Source organism: Pseudoalteromonas nanhaiensis (assembly GCF_051235485.1).
GTDB classification, from domain to species: Bacteria; Pseudomonadota; Gammaproteobacteria; order Enterobacterales; family Alteromonadaceae; genus Pseudoalteromonas; species Pseudoalteromonas lipolytica_C.
Genome location: NZ_JBPNYQ010000010.1, coordinates 39,058 through 56,556 on the forward strand (window position 1 = coordinate 39,058; position 17,499 = coordinate 56,556).

The 17,499-nt window shown below is 41.7% G+C and carries 14 protein-coding genes; 10 read left to right on the top strand and 4 right to left on the bottom strand.

The features are described from left to right. Positions 1 to 47 precede the first annotated feature (47 nt). Positions 48 to 2,855, top strand: coding sequence for a bifunctional [glutamate--ammonia ligase]-adenylyl-L-tyrosine phosphorylase/[glutamate--ammonia-ligase] adenylyltransferase (gene glnE / locus ACSFVZ_RS10580; protein WP_435558816.1), 2,808 nt, complete (start codon positions 48 to 50; stop codon positions 2,853 to 2,855). Between the two features lie 22 nt (positions 2,856 to 2,877). On the opposite strand, the gene ACSFVZ_RS10585 is transcribed toward glnE, so the two are convergent. From ACSFVZ_RS10585 to tolC, 3 genes are all read right to left on the bottom strand, one after another. After that, a complete protein-coding gene (locus ACSFVZ_RS10585) occupies positions 2,878 to 3,453 on the bottom strand; it encodes a TcpQ domain-containing protein (protein ID WP_135923618.1) in 576 nt (191 codons plus the stop codon). Positions 3,454 to 3,512: 59 nt separating this feature from the next. Further along, a complete protein-coding gene (gene lpxL / locus ACSFVZ_RS10590; protein ID WP_435558817.1) occupies positions 3,513 to 4,439 on the bottom strand; it encodes an LpxL/LpxP family Kdo(2)-lipid IV(A) lauroyl/palmitoleoyl acyltransferase in 927 nt (308 codons plus the stop codon). Between the two features lie 107 nt (positions 4,440 to 4,546). Beyond that, positions 4,547 to 5,887 (bottom strand): outer membrane channel protein TolC, encoded by a 1,341-nt coding sequence (tolC, locus tag ACSFVZ_RS10595; RefSeq protein ID WP_435558819.1) that lies wholly within the window; start codon positions 5,885 to 5,887, stop codon positions 4,547 to 4,549. A gap of 150 nt (positions 5,888 to 6,037) precedes the next feature. Between tolC and ACSFVZ_RS10600 the strand changes: the two genes are divergently transcribed. Genes ACSFVZ_RS10600 through parC form a run of 7 tightly spaced genes read left to right on the top strand, consistent with a single transcriptional unit; the run spans position 6,038 to position 13,818 of the window. Continuing rightward, positions 6,038 to 6,670, top strand: a complete 633-nt coding sequence (locus ACSFVZ_RS10600; RefSeq protein WP_135923621.1) for an NUDIX domain-containing protein — start codon at positions 6,038 to 6,040, stop codon at positions 6,668 to 6,670. 9 nt (positions 6,671 to 6,679) lie between these two features. Further along, positions 6,680 to 7,138 (top strand): DUF1249 domain-containing protein, encoded by a 459-nt coding sequence (locus tag ACSFVZ_RS10605; protein WP_135923622.1) that lies wholly within the window; start codon positions 6,680 to 6,682, stop codon positions 7,136 to 7,138. Next, a complete protein-coding gene (locus ACSFVZ_RS10610; RefSeq protein ID WP_435558820.1) occupies positions 7,125 to 7,907 on the top strand; it encodes a metallophosphoesterase in 783 nt (260 codons plus the stop codon). Before ACSFVZ_RS10605 ends, ACSFVZ_RS10610 begins: the two co-directional genes overlap by 14 nt. Continuing rightward, positions 7,892 to 8,452, top strand: a complete 561-nt coding sequence (locus tag ACSFVZ_RS10615) for a YqiA/YcfP family alpha/beta fold hydrolase (protein ID WP_281546552.1) — start codon at positions 7,892 to 7,894, stop codon at positions 8,450 to 8,452. The genes ACSFVZ_RS10610 and ACSFVZ_RS10615 overlap by 16 nt, the downstream gene beginning before the upstream one ends. A 33-nt stretch (positions 8,453 to 8,485) precedes the next feature. Beyond that, on the top strand, positions 8,486 to 10,375 hold the full coding sequence (parE, locus tag ACSFVZ_RS10620) for a DNA topoisomerase IV subunit B (protein ID WP_435558821.1): 1,890 nt from the start codon (positions 8,486 to 8,488) through the stop codon (positions 10,373 to 10,375). Positions 10,376 to 10,409: 34 nt separating this feature from the next. Continuing rightward, positions 10,410 to 11,510 (top strand): PQQ-dependent sugar dehydrogenase, encoded by a 1,101-nt coding sequence (locus ACSFVZ_RS10625; protein ID WP_199526099.1) that lies wholly within the window; start codon positions 10,410 to 10,412, stop codon positions 11,508 to 11,510. 10 nt (positions 11,511 to 11,520) lie between these two features. After that, positions 11,521 to 13,818: a DNA topoisomerase IV subunit A gene (parC, locus tag ACSFVZ_RS10630; protein WP_135923627.1), complete on the top strand. Its 2,298-nt coding sequence runs from the start codon at positions 11,521 to 11,523 to the stop codon at positions 13,816 to 13,818. A 36-nt stretch (positions 13,819 to 13,854) separates the two neighbouring features. On the opposite strand, the gene ACSFVZ_RS10635 is transcribed toward parC, so the two are convergent. Then, positions 13,855 to 16,164: a M66 family metalloprotease gene (locus tag ACSFVZ_RS10635; RefSeq protein WP_435558822.1), complete on the bottom strand. Its 2,310-nt coding sequence runs from the start codon at positions 16,162 to 16,164 to the stop codon at positions 13,855 to 13,857. Positions 16,165 to 16,428: 264 nt separating this feature from the next. Between ACSFVZ_RS10635 and ACSFVZ_RS10640 the strand changes: the two genes are divergently transcribed. After that, the gene (locus tag ACSFVZ_RS10640; protein WP_171040399.1) at positions 16,429 to 17,142 is read left to right on the top strand and encodes a 1-acylglycerol-3-phosphate O-acyltransferase; all 714 of its coding nucleotides are present in this window, start codon (positions 16,429 to 16,431) and stop codon (positions 17,140 to 17,142) included. Beyond that, positions 17,142 to 17,477 carry a ribonuclease E inhibitor RraB gene (gene rraB, locus ACSFVZ_RS10645; RefSeq protein ID WP_054552644.1) on the top strand — a complete coding sequence of 112 codons (336 nt, stop codon included), beginning with the start codon at positions 17,142 to 17,144 and terminating at the stop codon, positions 17,475 to 17,477. The genes ACSFVZ_RS10640 and rraB overlap by 1 nt, the downstream gene beginning before the upstream one ends. The last annotated feature ends 22 nt before the right edge of the window (positions 17,478 to 17,499 follow it).

A 17,499-nucleotide genomic window follows, 5' to 3' on the forward strand; every position in this document is an offset into this window, starting at 1 on the left:
GATAATCATTCTAGTACGGTTATTGGCAAGTTAAAAGAGAGTATTTAATGAGTAATTCGTATCCGCTTCCAACGTCAGTTCAACAGTTAGGCCAAACCCGCTTTACTAGCTTATACCCTGATCAAGATGTCGACGAAAATATCGCTAAGTTATTATCATTAAGTGATTTTGCTTGGCACTGCTTACAATCACAGCCGGCTTTGAGAACATGGTTACTTGATGAAACAGAATGTGCTTACCGCGTGGTAGAGTCGCCATTAAGTAACAGTGACCTAAGTGAACTTGACGATTCAGCAGCAATGGCAAAATTGCGTTTATATCGTGAAAAATATTGGTTGAAAGTCGCGTATCTAGACTTGTGTTGTGCAAACCCAATTGCTGACAGCATTGCTTATATCTCTGAGCTGGCAAACCAGCTTATTGACAGCGCAAATCAATGGGCTTTTGCGCAAGTTGCTAAAGTAAGCGGCACCCCAGTCGATGCTGACGGAAATGCCATCCCTATGTTGGTTCTTGGTATGGGAAAGTTAGGAGGAAGAGAGCTTAACTATTCATCGGATATCGATCTCATTTTTTCTTATCCTCGAGATGTTGCAACACAAGGTGGTCGTCGTTCAGTTGAAGCTCAAGTTTTTTATACCAAGGTAGCGCAAAAGTTAATTATGGCGCTTAACCAGACAACAGTGAACGGCCAGGTTTTTCGAGTAGATATGCGTTTGCGGCCTTTTGGCGAAAGTGGTCCATTGGTGATGAGCTTCCATGCTATGGAAGATTATTATCAAGAACAAGGTCGAGAGTGGGAACGCTATGCCATGCTCAAAGGGCGTTTAATTGGTACTGAGAATCGCTATTGGAGTGAGTTTTACGAACTGTTAAGGCCGTTCGTTTACAGGCGTTATATTGATTTTTCAGTGATTGAGTCACTTAGAAAAATGAAGCATATGATTGCTCAAGAAGTTCGTCGTAAACGTTTAACCAATAACATAAAACTCGGTGCAGGTGGTATTCGTGAAGTGGAGTTTGTAGTGCAAGCTCTGCAAATGGTGCGTGGTGGTCGAGAAGCAAACTTGCAAACGCAGTCATTACTGTTGGCTCTAAAAGAGCTGGTTAATAATCAAGTTATGACATCCACGGAAGCGCAATTGTTAAAACAGAACTACCTAGAATTACGTCGTGTAGAGCAATATTTACAAATTTTTGCTGATAAACAAACTCAGACACTTCCTGATGATGAGCTTAATCAGCAGCGCCTTTGTTATTTACTTAATAAGGCTGATTTTAGCCATTGCCTAGCTGCAATCGAGCAGGTGATGGCTGAAGTACATAATGAGTTTGAGCAAGTCATTGGCTTTGAAAGTGAGAGCGCAGATCCCTGTGAAAGTGAGTATATTAGCGCGTGGGAGATGACAGATGTTAGTTTGATGTGCGAGCCTAACCTTGACTGGCAAGCGGCGCTTGAAGACTTTAAAGCGCGCTTAACGAAGGCAAAAATAGGTACGCGCGGCAGAGATATTCTCGACAAATTAATGCCACTGTTGCTTAAACAGCTTACTGTTGCCAAGGCAAGTGGCGAAGCATTTAACATGATAAGCCAAGTGCTGAATAAAATTATTTCTCGAACCGCTTACCTTGAGCTGTTATATGAAAATCCAGGCGCATTAAATCAACTAGTTGCACTTTGCTGTCATAGTAAATGGATTGGTGAACATATTTCGCGTTACCCAATCTTACTCGATGAGCTGATTGATCCTCAGGTGCTCTATAAACCGACGCCTTTATCTGCTTACAAAGATGAAATTAGGCAGTATTTTTTGCGTATAGAACATGGCGATTTAGAGCTGCAAATGGAAGCACTTCGTCAGTTTAAACAAACACATCAGTTACGCATTGCTGCCGCCGATGCAACCGGTGTGCTTAGTGTGATGAAGGTTAGCGATCACCTTACTGCGCTTGCTGAGGCTATTGTAGAGCAAGCGGTCAATATTGCCTGGCATGCTTGTGTTGAGCGCTTTGGTCGGCCAGCCAATACTTCTGATCAAGAAAAGGGCTTTGCAGTTATTGCATATGGTAAAACGGGTGGCTTTGAAGTTGGCTACGATTCAGATCTTGATCTGGTATTTGTGCATAATCACGATGGCAGTAGTTATACCGACGGTGATAAATCAATTGATTCACGTCAGTTTTATTTAAAGCTCGCGCAGCGACTAATGCACTTATTCAACACGCGAACTGCGTCTGGCATTTTGTATGAACTTGATACCCGTTTACGTCCCGAAGGGGCATCGGGCTTACTGGCTATTAATTTAGAAAGTTATTATCACTATCAGCAAACTCAAGCATGGACGTGGGAACACCAAGCTTTAGTCCGTTCACGCATGATTTATGGGCAAGTTTCATTATACGAGCGCTTTACTGCGATCCGTAAAGATGTGTTGTGCCAAGCACGTGATACAGAAAAGCTGAAAAAAGAGGTCATCGAGATGCGCGAAAAAATGCGCACTCACCTCGCGAAAGGGAATGATGAACTGTTTGATTTAAAACAAGATAGAGGTGGTATCACAGATATTGAGTTTATCACTCAATATTTGGTGCTGAATAATGCGATGCAGCATCCAGAGCTAACTACTTGGTCTGATAACGTGCGTATTTTAGCTGATGCTGCACGTTTAGGTTGTATCACAGAGCAAATGCAGCAGGAATTAGTCGAGGCATATATTACCTATCGCTCACGCTATCATGTAATGAGTTTAGATCAGCAAGGTCGTTGTGCGCCACGTGCTGAGCTAACTCAGCACATAGCATTGGTTAGTAACGCGTGGCAGCAAGTATTTATAGCAAACAGCAATAATACTTAACGAAATGGTATTAGAAGTGCCGTTAGCTTTTTAAGCGGCGGCAGTTCTCGCGCACATAAGCAGAGGGGAGCTCAGTGATAACAGCTGCTCTTTGCTTAAAGCAAAAGAAGGTATAAACCTCATTTTCGAAGTCGTCATTGATGGCACGGCCAACCTGATACAGTGTTGAAACAAAATTACTATCAACACGAAAATGATCTTTAACGACATAGTCTTTACTTAAATACCAATAAAGTACAATGTCTTCATTACGGGCATAATCAGAGAGCACGTCTTTTAACGTATTACCATTTTCAAAGCGGCGCGGTTGAATATCGCCGGTCCAGTTTGGTGACGATGGTTCAACTACTTTTTCGCGCTCAAATAGTGCAACATCTAAACTTGTTGCAGGTGTTGGTAACTTGAGAACGTATTTATCACGTTCGTTATCTTTGCTGTTTACTTGGTTACGTAACGCAGAATAAAAGCGAGACAACCCCTGAGCAGCGGCATTTTTTGTTTCTTTCATATCAAATACCGGACCGCTACCGAATAAAAAGTAGATTGCAGCAGCAATTAAAATAAAAGCTAATGATAAATGCTTAACCCAGAACCACATTTCTAATACTCTTGTTGTTTATTACCTTAATAAAAACATACTAATTAAAAATTGTCACTCTACTTGTAATAAGAAGGTGCGTTCTTATCAGGGCGCGTTTTAAAACGTCGATGTAACCACATGTATTGCTCTGGGGCATTATCTATGGCTTGTTCCATTCGTTGATTGACACGTGTTACATCTTTTAGATCATCGCCACTTGGGAAATCGTGCAAAATAGGCAGTACTTCTAAATGGTAGCGACCTTGTTCATCACGTCGGCTGGTTAGGCTGACAGTTTCGCAGTTTTTGCTATTAGCGAAAAGCAAAGTCCCTGTTGTCGTTGCTGTCTCTTTTACTGCATAAAAAGGCGCAAACTCACAGCGATTATGGCCATAATCTTGATCAGGAAGGTAATAGCACACTTTTTTATTTTTAAGTGCTTTTAGTAAACCCTTTACATCTCGCTTGCCAATTAAGTATTCGTTTGAGCGTAAGCGCCCATTAGTCGTAAAGTATTCCATCAAAGGATTATTATGAGGGCGATAAAAACCAATGCCTTGGTGTTTTAAACCCATGACACGGCTTGCCATTTCTAAATGAAGAATATGCGGTACAAGTAACAATACCCCTTTTCCTGATTGCTGGATTTGCTCAAAGTATTCTAGGCCCTTAATGGAGCCATATACTTTTTTTACACGCCACTCGGGCCACCACCAAGCCATGCCCGTTTCCATCATGGCAATACCGGTGTTTTCCATATTTTTACGAACTAATTCGCGCTGTTCATGTTCTGGCATATCAGGAAAGCACAAACGAATGTTGACCTCAGCGATATGGCGACGGCGTTTCATAAAGCGATGCACTAAACGGCCAAGTAGTTTACCTAGTGCAAGTTGTAATTTGTGTGGTAACCAAGAAATAAGATATAAAAAGAACACGCCAATCCAAGTTAACCAGTAACGTGGGCCTAAAAAAGACGCTTTAAACGGAGATGAACTAACCACAAAAAAATCTCTAAAAATAAAAAAGCTAGTTTAACTGTATGTCTTTAAAAATACAAAAAGCCAGCGCTAGGCTGGCTTTTATTTAAGGACTCAATTAGAAGAAATGATTAGATTTCTTTTAAACCCTGATTAATTGCAATAAGGTCTTCGCTAGTTAGGGTACCGGCAGCTTGCTTCAAGCGTAGTGTAGAAACAACATAACGGTAACGAACATTCGCTAAGTTACTTTTTGCGTTATACAGGTTTTGTGTGCTGATCAATACGTCAACGATAGTACGTGTACCAACTTCAAAGCCTGCTTCAGTTGCTTTAAGCGCACTTTCTGCAGAAACAACAGCTTGTTGAAGTGCTTTGTAAGTTGCGATGTCAGAGACCACTTGATTATATGACGTGATCACTGAGCGTGTTACTGCACGAAGGCTTGCTTCTAAGTCTTCGCTTGCTGCAACATAGTAAGCGCGAGCTTGATCTGTTGCTGCTGTCGTTGCTCCACCTGAATAAATAGGTAAGCTGAAGTTAACACCCACTTTTGCACTGTCTTCACGTGGTTGATGTGAATTACTGTTTAAATCTGTCAGGCTGTCACCATAAGACGCGTTCAAAGTTAGCTTAGGATAGTGACCTGCTTTTGCTAAATCGATTTGGTCTTTTGCAATATCAACCGTTACTTTAGACACTTGCAGGTTTAAGTTGTTGTCTTCGGCAATTTTTATAAAGTCAGTTGATTGTTTACTAGGTGCAACCGTCGAAAAGGTTTCTGTATTTAATACATCTAACTTAGCGTGGTATTTACCTGTGATTTCACGAAGTTGCTCACGTGCTGTTTCAACACTATTTTTAGCGACAATTTCTTGTGCTACTGAGTTATCGAACTGAGCTTGTGCTTCATGAACGTCAGTGATCGCAGTTAAACCTACCGCATAACGCTCTTTAGTTTGTTGTAACTGACGTTCGATAGCACGTTTTTCTGCTTGTACGAACTCAAGGTTATCAATGGCGCTTAATACATTGAAATAACCTTCAGCAACACGAACGATTAGGTCTTGGCGTGCAAAGTCATACTGTGCAGTTGCTTGTAATGCTTGTTTTTCTGCAATACCAAGTGAGTTCCATGCACCTAAATCGAACAATGTTTGACTTAAGCTAAGGCCACGACTGAAAACGTCAGGGTCATAATCATAACCAGCATAGCCTGTAGCATCATTACCATCGTATAGGTCCGACTTGGTTTTTTCATAGCCAAGGCTTAAGCCAATTTGTGGTAATAGTGCACTTAACGCGCGATCGCTCTCATAGGCTTGCGCATCTGCTTGGGCTTTTGCTTTAAGTACGGTAGGATCGTTTGCGGTTGCGATCTCGTAAACTTGAAGTAGGTCTTCAGCGTTACTTGCTGTTGCAGTCAATGCGCTAGAAAAACCAATCAGCGCAGCGAGTAATGTTTTTTTCATTTTTTGTTCAGTCCTTAGACAATTTCGTACTGCCAACATGGTACTCTTTTTTAATGAATAACCAAAAAAAAATTACGTAAATCTACATGTCCAAGTGTAACAGAATATAATTGACGATAAATTTTACGTAATACTTACAGGAAATAGTGAATGAAAATATCAGCAATCTCACAATTTAGCCATGACGACATAGAGTTAAAGCCAATTGAGCGAGTTTATGATGGTTTTTTTAAAATTAATGTGTATCGCTTTCATCATGCGCTGTTTGCTGGTGGTAAATCGGTGGAGATTAAGCGTGAAATTTTAGAGCGTGGCCATGCTGTAGCTGTACTTCCTTATGACCCTGTTACTGATCAAGTGTTGCTTATTGAGCAAATCAGGATTGGTGCAATGGCATCAAAGCAGTCTCCTTGGTTACTTGAGTGTATCGCTGGCATGGCTGATGGTAGTACTGACTACGAAGAGGTTGCCAAGCGAGAAGCGTTTGAAGAAGCGGGCATTGAACTTAATGAGCTCGAATTTATGATGTCGTATCTTTCAAGCCCTGGTGGTACGACTGAGCGTTTGTACTTATATTTGGCGCGCACTGACTTATCTGGGTATCAAGGTGGCCTTTTTGGTCTAGATAATGAAGATGAAGATATCAAAACCCATGTAATGTCATATCAAGAGGCCATGCTACGTTTAGAGCAAGGCGAAATTGATAACGCTGCAACTGTGATCTCATTACAGTGGTTAGCACTTAATAAGCAACGTATACTGTCTGATTGGAACAATAAATAGGGGATTATTTTGGCCTACGTCACTGCCGAACAGCGCTATATTCAAAGTTTACCCAAGTACTTAACATTGTGTGAACACAACTATGCGCGTGCACTAAAATTATTGCCACGTGAGCGTTTGGTAGGGCAGGAGCGAAAAGTTCAGTTAGGTCAGAGCACTTTTGTGATAAAAGTGGACGATACGGCTAAATACACCACCGATATTTCTATTAACCAAGAAACTGGGCAATTGAGCTCATTACAGCCTCTATATCTAACGGTCCGTATGTATCATGATGCGAAAGTGGCTGAAATCATTCATCATGATTTTCATCAACGTATCAAGCCCTCATACGCGTACCCGAATCCGAGTATGCATCAAAAAGATGAAAAGTATCAGCTTAATGCTTTTTTGTATGACTGGTTGGTTGCCTGTGTTGAAAATGGCCGAGCAGTTTTAAATTGGGATGTAAATAATGGCTTGGTTTAGTGACAGCTATCATTTTGATAAAACAGCACTGAAAGTCGCCCATATAACTGATTGTCACCTATTTAAAGAACCTAATGGTGACTACTTTTCTGTGAATACGGCTGCGTATTTTGCGCGCTGTTTACATGCCATTGCTGAGCTAGATGCTGATTGTGTGGTGTTTGGTGGCGACTTAACACAAGATCACAGCAGCGAGTCTTATCAACTTTTTGCTAAATTAATTACAGATTCAGCGCTCAGCTGCCCGGTATTTTGGTTGCCTGGCAATCATGATGAACTCGCTGAATATGAAAAGCTTACAAGCCCGCAAATTTTAAACAGTAAACGCATTACTTTTTTAGGTGGGCAACTGCTTTTAGCAAACTCAAAAGGTCCGACGCCAGCAGGTTGGGTAACACACACGCATTTGAATGAATTAAGCCAAGCAATAGGGCAAGTTCCAAGCGTGGTGTTTTGTCATCATAATCCGTTGCCAATTCAAGCTTATTTAGATAAACATATGCTAGAAAATGGTCCACAGTTTTTAAACATGTGTGTAAACAGTGAGCAGTGTATTGGTGTGTTTCATGGTCATGTGCATCATGAATACACGCAAACCTACCGTGATCTTAGCGTGTTTGCTACACCAGCCAGCTCGATACAATTTACCAAGCACACGATGGCATGGCAGCAAGACGATTTAGGCCCCGCATTTCGTGTCATCAACTTAAATGTTGATGCACAACAAAAATTGCAGTTAAGCACGGATGTAGTATGGCTAAACGGGTAATTTATATTCATGGCTTTAATAGTTCTGAGCAATCTTACAAAGCCGTGCGCTTTGGTGAACATATGGCGCAATTCGATGTTGATTATCAGGTGCCGCGATTAACCCATGAGCCATTACATGCAATTATACAATTAGAACAATTGCTAAATGATGATACTGTATTACTAGGTAGTTCATTAGGCGGTTTTTATGCGACCTATCTGTCGCAACGTTATTCGATACCTGCGGTGGTGATTAACCCTGCGGTTCGCCCATTTGAGTTACTCAATAACTATTTAGGGCAAAATTATAACCCGTATCAAGATAGTCATTACGAACTTGGTACTCGTCACATGGATGCATTGCGCAGTTTATATTTGCCGCAATTAGACACTCCTTCATTGCTTTATTTGCTACAGCAAACGGGCGATGAAGTACTGCCTTTTCAGCAGGCGGTTAACTATTATTCTCAGTGTAAGCAACACGTTGAATTTGGAGGCGATCATAGTTTTATCGGCTTCGAACAAACCTTTGCAAGTATTGTAGATTTTCTTAAAATCACGTAAAACATAGCTAAGCGCATAAAAGATATAAAAACTATGAGTCAGCAAAATTATAACGCCGAAGCAATTGAAGTCTTAAACGGGTTAGAGCCCGTAAAACGCCGCCCAGGTATGTATACCGACACGGTTCGTCCTAACCACTTAGGTCAAGAGGTTATCGATAACAGTGTCGACGAAGCAATGGCAGGTCATGCAACAAAAATTGATGTTATTCTTCATGAAGATAACTCACTTGAAGTTATTGATGATGGCCGTGGTATGCCAATTGATATTCACCCAGAAGAAGGTATTCCGGGTGTGGAACTTATTTTTACCAAGCTACATGCCGGTGGTAAGTTCTCAAATAAAAACTATCAGTTTTCGGGTGGTCTACACGGGGTAGGTATTTCGGTTGTAAATGCGCTATCGACTCGTGTTGAAGTAACCGTGCGCCGTGATGCACAGCAATTTCGTATGGCTTTTGAGAACGGTGACAAGGTTGAAGACCTTAACGTCATTGGTACTGTGGGTAAGCGTAATACAGGTACAACTGTGCGTTTTTGGCCTGATGCCAGCTATTTTGACTCAGCTAACTTCTCTATTACTAAGCTTAATCATTTGCTAAAAGCCAAAGCAGTATTATGCCCAGGCCTGCGTATTAAGTTTACCAATAAGCAAACCAAAGAAAGCCAAGAGTGGTATTACGAAACAGGTTTAAAAGATTACTTAAATGAAGCTGTTAAAGGTTTTGAAGTACTGCCAAAAGACCCATTTATAGGTGAATTTTCTAGCTCTACAGAAGGCGCTGATTGGGCTGTGGTATGGTTACCTGAAGGCGGTGAGTCAATCGCTGAAAGTTATGTAAACTTAATCCCTACTGCCCAAGGCGGTACACACGTCAATGGCTTACGCCAAGGCTTACTTGAAGCAATGCGTGAATTCTGTGAATTCAGAAACCTATTACCGCGTGGCGTAAAGCTAACGCCAGATGATATCTGGGAGCGCTGTAGCTATGTGTTGTCGGTAAAAATGCAAGACCCACAGTTCGCTGGTCAAACCAAAGAAAAGCTATCTTCACGTTCATGTGCAGCATTTGTTTCTGGTGTAGTAAAAGATTCATTTAGCTTATGGCTAAACGAGCACACAGAAACGGCAGAATTATTAGCTGAGCTATGTATCTCAAATGCACAGCGCCGTTTACGTGCCGCCAAAAAAGTTGTGCGTAAGCGCATTACTTCTGGCCCCGCATTACCAGGTAAATTAACCGATTGTAGCGCGCAAGATAATGACCGCACTGAACTGTTTTTAGTAGAGGGTGACTCTGCGGGTGGTTCAGCAAAACAAGCGCGTGACCGTGAATTCCAAGCAATCATGCCGCTGCGCGGTAAAATCTTAAATACCTGGGAAGTGGAGTCGGGTCAGATTTTAGCGTCGCAAGAGGTGCATGATATCTCTGTGGCACTAGGTATAGACCCAGATTCGAGTGATTTATCTGGTTTGCGTTATAACAAAATTTGTATCTTGGCCGATGCTGACTCGGATGGATTACACATTGCTACCTTGCTTTGTGCGCTGTTTGTTCGTCACTTTCCATCGCTTATCAAACAAGGCCATGTGTACGTAGCTATGCCGCCGCTATTTCGTATCGACATTGGTAAAGAGGTTTACTACGCCCTTGATGAAGACGAAAAGAACGGTATTTTAGCGCGCATTGAGGCCGAGAAGAAACGTGGTAAGGTCAATGTTCAACGCTTTAAAGGGTTGGGTGAAATGAACCCACTACAATTACGTGAAACCACTATGGATCCAAATACGCGTCGTCTAGTGCAATTAACGCTGGACGAAGAGGAGCAAACGATGGAGATGATGGATATGTTACTTGCAAAGAAACGTTCATCAGACCGTCGCCAGTGGTTAGAAGATCACGGTAACCGCGCACAAGTTTAGTTAAGGTAGTTGAACGAATGAAAGGGCAAGAAAAATGAAAAAAATACTGACCTCATTATTATCGCTGAGCTTGTTGTCAGCGCCGGTAATGGCCAAAGATATTCTTGATAAACTCACTGTAGCTGATGGATTTACTATCAGCTTGTTTGCTGATGACGTTGAAAATGCGCGCCAGATTGCCGTGTCAAAAAGAGGCATCGTGTATGCTGGTTCACGAAAAGCGGGCAATGTATATGCATTAATAGATCATAATAGTGATGGCGTTGCCGATAGAAAAATGGTTATCGCCACAGGCCTTGAAATGCCTTCGGGATTAGCTGTTAAAGATGGTGATTTATATGTGGCAGAAGTGTCGCGTATCATCCGTTTTAAAGATATCGATAAAAACCTAAAAGACCCTAAATTTGAAGTCGTTTACGATAAATTCCCAACCGATCGTCATCATGGCTGGAAGTTCATTAGCTTTGCGCCAACCGGTGAGCTAATTGTGCCTGTGGGTGTGCCATGTAACATTTGTGCAGAAGACGACAAATATGGTCGTATCTTTTCGTTAGATGTTGATACAAAAGAAATTAAAACAATCGCCAAAGGCGTTCGTAACTCAGTTGGTTTTGATTATCACCCAACTACCAATGCATTTTGGTTTAGTGATAATGGCCGTGACATGATGGGCGATGATATGCCTCCTTGCGAAATCAACCGTGTAGGTGAAGGTGAAGAAGGGGCACATTATGGTTTCCCTTATGTACATGCAGGTGCCATTTTAGACCCTGAGTTTGGTCAAGGTAAGAGCATTGCTGATTACAAGTCACCTGCGCTTGCACTTGGTGCGCACGTGGCACCTCTTGGTATTCATTTTTATAACGGCAAACAGTTCCCTGCGAAATACAAAGAGCAACTATTTGTTGCTGAGCATGGCTCTTGGAACCGCAGTAAAAAATCGGGTTACAGAGTGATGTTAGCGAACGTTGAACAAGGTCGTATTACCCAATACACTCCGTTCGTTACAGGGTTTATGCAAAATGAAGAAACATTTGGTCGCCCAGTTGCCTTTGCAGAACTTGCAGATGGCAGCTTATTGATCTCAGACGACTTTGCTAACGTGATTTATCGTGTTAGCGCAAAGAAAAAATAGGTAAGCGTTAATGAGTGATACTGATACCTTGCTGATGCAGGGCATAGAACAACAAACAATGGGGCGTTTTACTGAAGACGCCTACTTAAACTACTCAATGTACGTCATTATGGACCGCGCCTTACCGCATGTGGGTGATGGTCTAAAGCCTGTACAGCGTCGTATCATTTATGCAATGAGCGAGCTTGGGTTATCGGCGCAAGCTAAGTATAAAAAATCTGCGCGTACTGTTGGTGATGTACTTGGTAAATACCATCCCCATGGTGATAGTGCTTGTTATGAAGCCATGGTGTTGATGGCTCAGCCGTTTTCTTATCGTTACCCGCTGGTGGACGGCCAAGGTAACTGGGGTGCCGCGGACGATCCTAAGTCATTTGCGGCGATGCGTTATACCGAAGCGCGTTTATCTAAGTTCTCTGAAGTTTTATTAAAAGAGCTCGGCCAAGGTACTGTTGATTGGACCGCAAACTTTGATGGCACACTGGATGAGCCAATGGTATTGCCAGCGCGCTTACCGCACATTTTGCTCAATGGTGTGACTGGTATCGCGGTTGGTATGGCAACGGATATTCCACCACACAACGTGCGAGAAGTTGCCAGTGCCTGTTGTTTACTGCTTGATAAACCAAAAGCTGAAATCGAAGAGCTGCTTGAGTTAGTGCATGCCCCTGACTATCCAACAGAAGCTGAGATAATCACTCCGAAGGATGATATTCGTAAGATTTATCAAACCGGACGTGGCTCTATCAAGATGCGTGCAATTTACACTGAAGAGCACGGTGATATTGTAATTACAGCGCTACCTCATCAGTGTTCAGGTGCAAAAGTACTTGAGCAAATAGCTGCACAAATGAACGCTAAAAAGTTACCGATGGTTGCCGATTTACGTGACGAATCAGATCACGAAAATCCAACTCGTATCGTGATTGTACCGCGTTCGAACCGCATCAAGGCTGAGCCATTAATGGCACACCTGTTTGCAACCACCGATTTAGAAAAGAACTACCGCGTAAACTTAAACATGCTTGGCCTTGATGGTCGTCCGCAAGTTAAAGACTTACGTAGTATCTTAACTGAGTGGTTAACGTTCCGTCGTGAAACTGTTCGTCGCCGTTTACAATACCGCTTAGATAAAGTGTTAGCACGCTTGCATATTTTAGAAGGTTTATTAACTGCCTTTTTAAATATCGACGAAGTCATCGAAATTATTCGCACTGAAGATAAACCAAAGCCCGTATTAATGGAGCGCTTTGGTATTACCGATATTCAAGCCGAAGCAATTTTAGAATTAAAGCTACGTCATTTAGCAAAACTTGAAGAATTTAAGATTAAAGGTGAGCAAGATGAGCTTGCGCTTGAACGTGACAAGTTAGAGCAAATTCTGGGTTCTGAGCGTCGTATGTCGACGTTGATGAAAAAAGAAATCCAAGAAGCCGCTGAAATGTACGGTGATGATCGCCGCTCACCAGTCGTTGAACGTGTAGAAGCAAAAGCACTAAGCGAAAAAGATCTTATTCCTTCTGAGTCAGTTACAGTTGTGTTATCTGAAAAAGGCTGGGCACGTGTTGGTAAAGGCCATGATTTAGATGTTGAAGGGCTAAGTTATAAGTCTGGCGACAGCTATAAAGCCTCGGCGCGAGGTAAGAGTAATCAGCCAGCAGTGTTCTTAGACTCAAGTGGTCGCGCTTTTGCTACCGATGCGCACAGTTTACCTTCAGCTCGTAGTCAAGGTGAACCAATGACAGGGCGCTTTAACCTAAGTTCTGGTGCCAATTTTGAGCATGTGGTGATGGCTGAAGACAACCAAGTATTGTTAATGGCTTCAGATGCAGGTTATGGCTTTATTAGCGACTTTAAAGATTTAGTGAGTAAGAACAAAAACGGTAAAGCGCTTGTTAGTGTTCCTAAGGGCGGTGAATTACTCGCGCCAATTAGAGTGACTGATGTAGCGACAGACTACTGTATGGCAATTTCTAATGAAGGCCGAATGTTGTTATTCCCACTGCGTGACTTACCTAAGTTAAGTAAAGGTAAAGGGAATAAGATTATTTCTATCCCAAGTGCGAAAGTACAAGCTCGTGAAGAGTTTGTAAAAGTACTTGCTGTGGTGCCAGAGGGCAGTAGCGTAACCCTGCATGCAGGTAAACGAAAACTGACACTTAAACCGTCTGATCTTGAGCATTATCATGGTGAACGGGGTAGACGAGGTAACAAATTACCACGCGGTCTACAGCGGGTTGATGAAGCTGTGGTTGAAATGACTCAAACTGATGATAGTGATGAGTCGCCAAGTGAAGTAATAGAGTAAAATACAAGGCCTGCAATTGCAGGCCTTTTTGTTGCTTTAGTTTGCAACGACTCTCATTGAAGCCGGCCTAGAAAAGTTAAGGTATTGACCGTTATCGGCTTTTACATTTTGCAAATCTTGATGGCTGGTATTTTCAGTGAATGTAGCTGTATGGCGATAAGATAGATTCGGCCAATCAGAAAGAGTCACTGCTACTCCTGGCGCTGCTTTAACGTATACAGGATGTTTATTGATATAAGCAGGTAGCCTGTAGTTTGAGCGTTCATTTGCTTTTAAGCAGTATTCACTTTGATCTAGCAAGCTTACAATGCAACCTAAAGGCTCCTCAGAGCTAAATACGCGCATAGAGCGTGGCTTAGAGAAATCTAAATATTGTCCATTTTTTGCTAAAACATTTTTCAGTTTGTTATTTTCAACGGTGCCATTAAAAGTCGCAATGCGGTTATAAGATAAGTTTCCATAGTCAGATAACATAACCTGTAAACCTTGTGGTGCTCTCACATAAACAGGCTTTCGACTTACAAAAGCGGGAAGAGAGCTTGCTTTTTGTCCATCCTGTAGACAAAACTCTTCGTTTGTTTCTATGTTTACAATACAGGCTTTTGGCTTCTCTTGAGTAGTGATAACTGAGGCTGGTAAGTTTTGTTTTGCAGGTTCTAGCTCTTGCCATACCAGTAGGTTTGAGTCGCAGTACACAGAAGCGCTAGTTGGTACTGAAGTTGCCTCTAGATTGATGTGGATCTTATTCATTTTACCTGTTGTTAATCGTGTTGCAGGTAGGTTGAAGGTTTTATTCCCTGCTTTTTGGGTTTTGACAATTAACTTACAGCTTGATGAAGAGAAGCTGTCTTTATAGACGGCGCCTGAAGCACCGTGAAGTGCAGGGTAAATAAAGCTTTGTAGCTGTTGTTCAGGATCGTAAAAACCGATGATTGTTGTGATTGGAACATCTTGCTTATAAGGAGTGCGATTAACCAAGCGCAGTGTATTGGTATCTAAGACTGTATTGTTCCAAGGTTGCATTGATTGAGTCAGCGGATCCCATTTACTAAACCCAGTTTTGCTGCTGCTATCAAAATGTGCTTTGTTTTCTAAAAAGCGTTGTATATGTTGCAACTCGTATGGAGTATGTAGCGTGTATTTGTTGTACTCGCTGTACATTGGCCCACCACCAGACATAGAGCCTGTGCCATATTGATGACCATTAAATGCAGCAATACAGGTCTGTTTATAACAGCGGTCTTTATACGATAACTTAGGTGAAAAGTTTGGTATAAATTTATCTAAGTCGCCATCCCAACCCCAAGTTGAATTACGTTCATCGGCGGGGCGATTTAATACTCCATGTTCGCCGCCAGGGTAATGGCCTAAACCGAAGTTATGTCCTAACTCGTGACTAAATTCATTACCAACAGATTTATACAGTGTCACCATGCCCGCACCACCTGATAAACCGTGAACAAAGATACCATTATCGTACTTACCAATAGCATTATGGGCGGTTACTTGTGCTGCACTATACGGGTGTGCTGTCGGACCACCGATACCAGACGCATTGATACCATAATTAGCATTATTGATACCATGCGACAGTAGGTTTTTAGCAATTAAATGGCGCATATCGCCAGAGTAAATTCCCCCTTTACTTGGATCTGAGTCAGTCAACAGGCGGCCGTCAGGCATCATCACTTCGGTTAAATGCAGCGGTTCAAAATTATTTACAGATAGCTTAGTAATAGGGACTTGCTGAAAGTACTGGCGATGTAAATCAGCATCGTGTTGAAAAGTGAACTTGTCTCGATAAGGAGTAAGCAAGCCTACATCAATAGTATTAATTATAAGACTTGTGCTTGCACCAACTTTGACGTTATTTAGTTTACTTGACTTATCGCCTAGCTCAAACGCAAAGTGAATGTTCGGCTGAATAACTGATGCCGGCAGAATGCTCGAAAAAGTGTTATCAGAATAGTTAACAGAATTATCATCATAACCAAAGGGTTTAGTAAAGGCATCAGGCGAGCGCATAAACGTTTGATACACGAGGGTATCGTTGCTATCAAGCACACTTAAGATAATTTGAGAGTCATTTGCTAATTCTTGATGTGGCTTGAACATCAACATGGTTTTTCTTTGCGCTACTAAATGAGGTTGAATATCGTCTTCGATCTTATTTAGAGAAGGCGTTATTGAATTTTGAGCAAAAAGTACGGTTGCAGGAAAGTTTCCTTCGGTATCACTATTAAGGGCATTTTGGTTAAAGTAGTGAGTTTCTGTGTTATTTGCCACACTGTAGTTACTTAGCGTTAATGCGCACAGTACAGCTAGAGATAAAGATGTGTTTTTCATAAACGTTCAACCAATTGCGTAATAAGTAGGAATAAAGCTATCGAAAATACTATCATTCATAGGCCTAGCACCTTTTAAGATGCTTCATAAATGAACAAGAGAAAACTCTGAACACGGTTAGCAATTGGCTATTTCAGATAGCCGTAATGGTAATGCCGGTAAGCGATTTTGTGATAATTTTTAGCTTACATGTGTTCGCTTAATACTATGGAAATGCAATTAATCACGGTATAATGCGCGCTGATTAGTACGAGGAGAATTCGTTTGTTAGCTGTTTTTCGCATTATTTTCATGGCTTTATTTATAGTTTTTAGCTGCCTTGTTGGTTTGCTTTTATGTATTGTGAAGCCGTTTCATGCCAATAACGTTCACATTATCTCTGGGTGGTTTTGCAAAGTTGCTAAAGTATTGGGTGTAAAGCTTGAGCTTAAGTACCACGAAGATCCTAAAAATATTGGTCCTGCAGTGTATGTAGCTAACCATCAAAATAATTATGATTTATTTACTTTGCCAGCGATGGTGCCTGAGAACTGTGTAAGCCTTGGTAAAAAAAGTCTTAAGTGGATCCCATTTTTTGGCCAGCTTTATTGGCTATCAGGCAATATATTAATTGACCGAGCTAATCGCTCAAAAGCAGCTGGTACAATTTCTAAATCAGCCGAAAAAATTAAGCGTAAAGGGTTATCGGTATGGATGTTCCCTGAGGGTACACGTAGCTATGGCCGAGGTTTATTACCTTTTAAAACCGGTGCTTTTCATACTGCTATGAGTGCCGATGTGCCAGTAGTGCCTGTTTGTATGAGTACAACACATAAAACTATTAAGCTAAATCGCTGGGATAATGGTACAATTTATCTCGAAATGTTAGCGCCAATCTATCTTGATAAAGACGTATCTGCTCGTGATCATGCATCCCATGTTCATCAGGTTATGGCTGCTAAAATAACTGAATTAGATGCTCAAGTGAGAAATAAATAATGGAAAATTGGCGCGAAATTACTGAAGACATCGTAACTTCATTACTTGAAGATGGCTCAGATCCTGAAGTACTTTATGAAGTGGAACACCACTTTGTTAGCGAAAATTTTGAAAAGTTAGAGCAAGCAGCTTTAGCCGCTTTTAAACTAGGTTATGATGTTGAAGAACCTGCTGAACTTGAGCTAGAAGACGGCGAGAAAGTGTGGAGCTTTGATGTGGTTGTTGAGTGTGAACTTGACGTAGAAGCGATTATGGAAGACGTAGACAAGCTAGAAGCGCTTGCTCAGCAAACTGATGTTGAATACGACGGCTGGGGCACTTACTTTCAGGAGTAAACAGCTATCAGCTTTCAGCTCT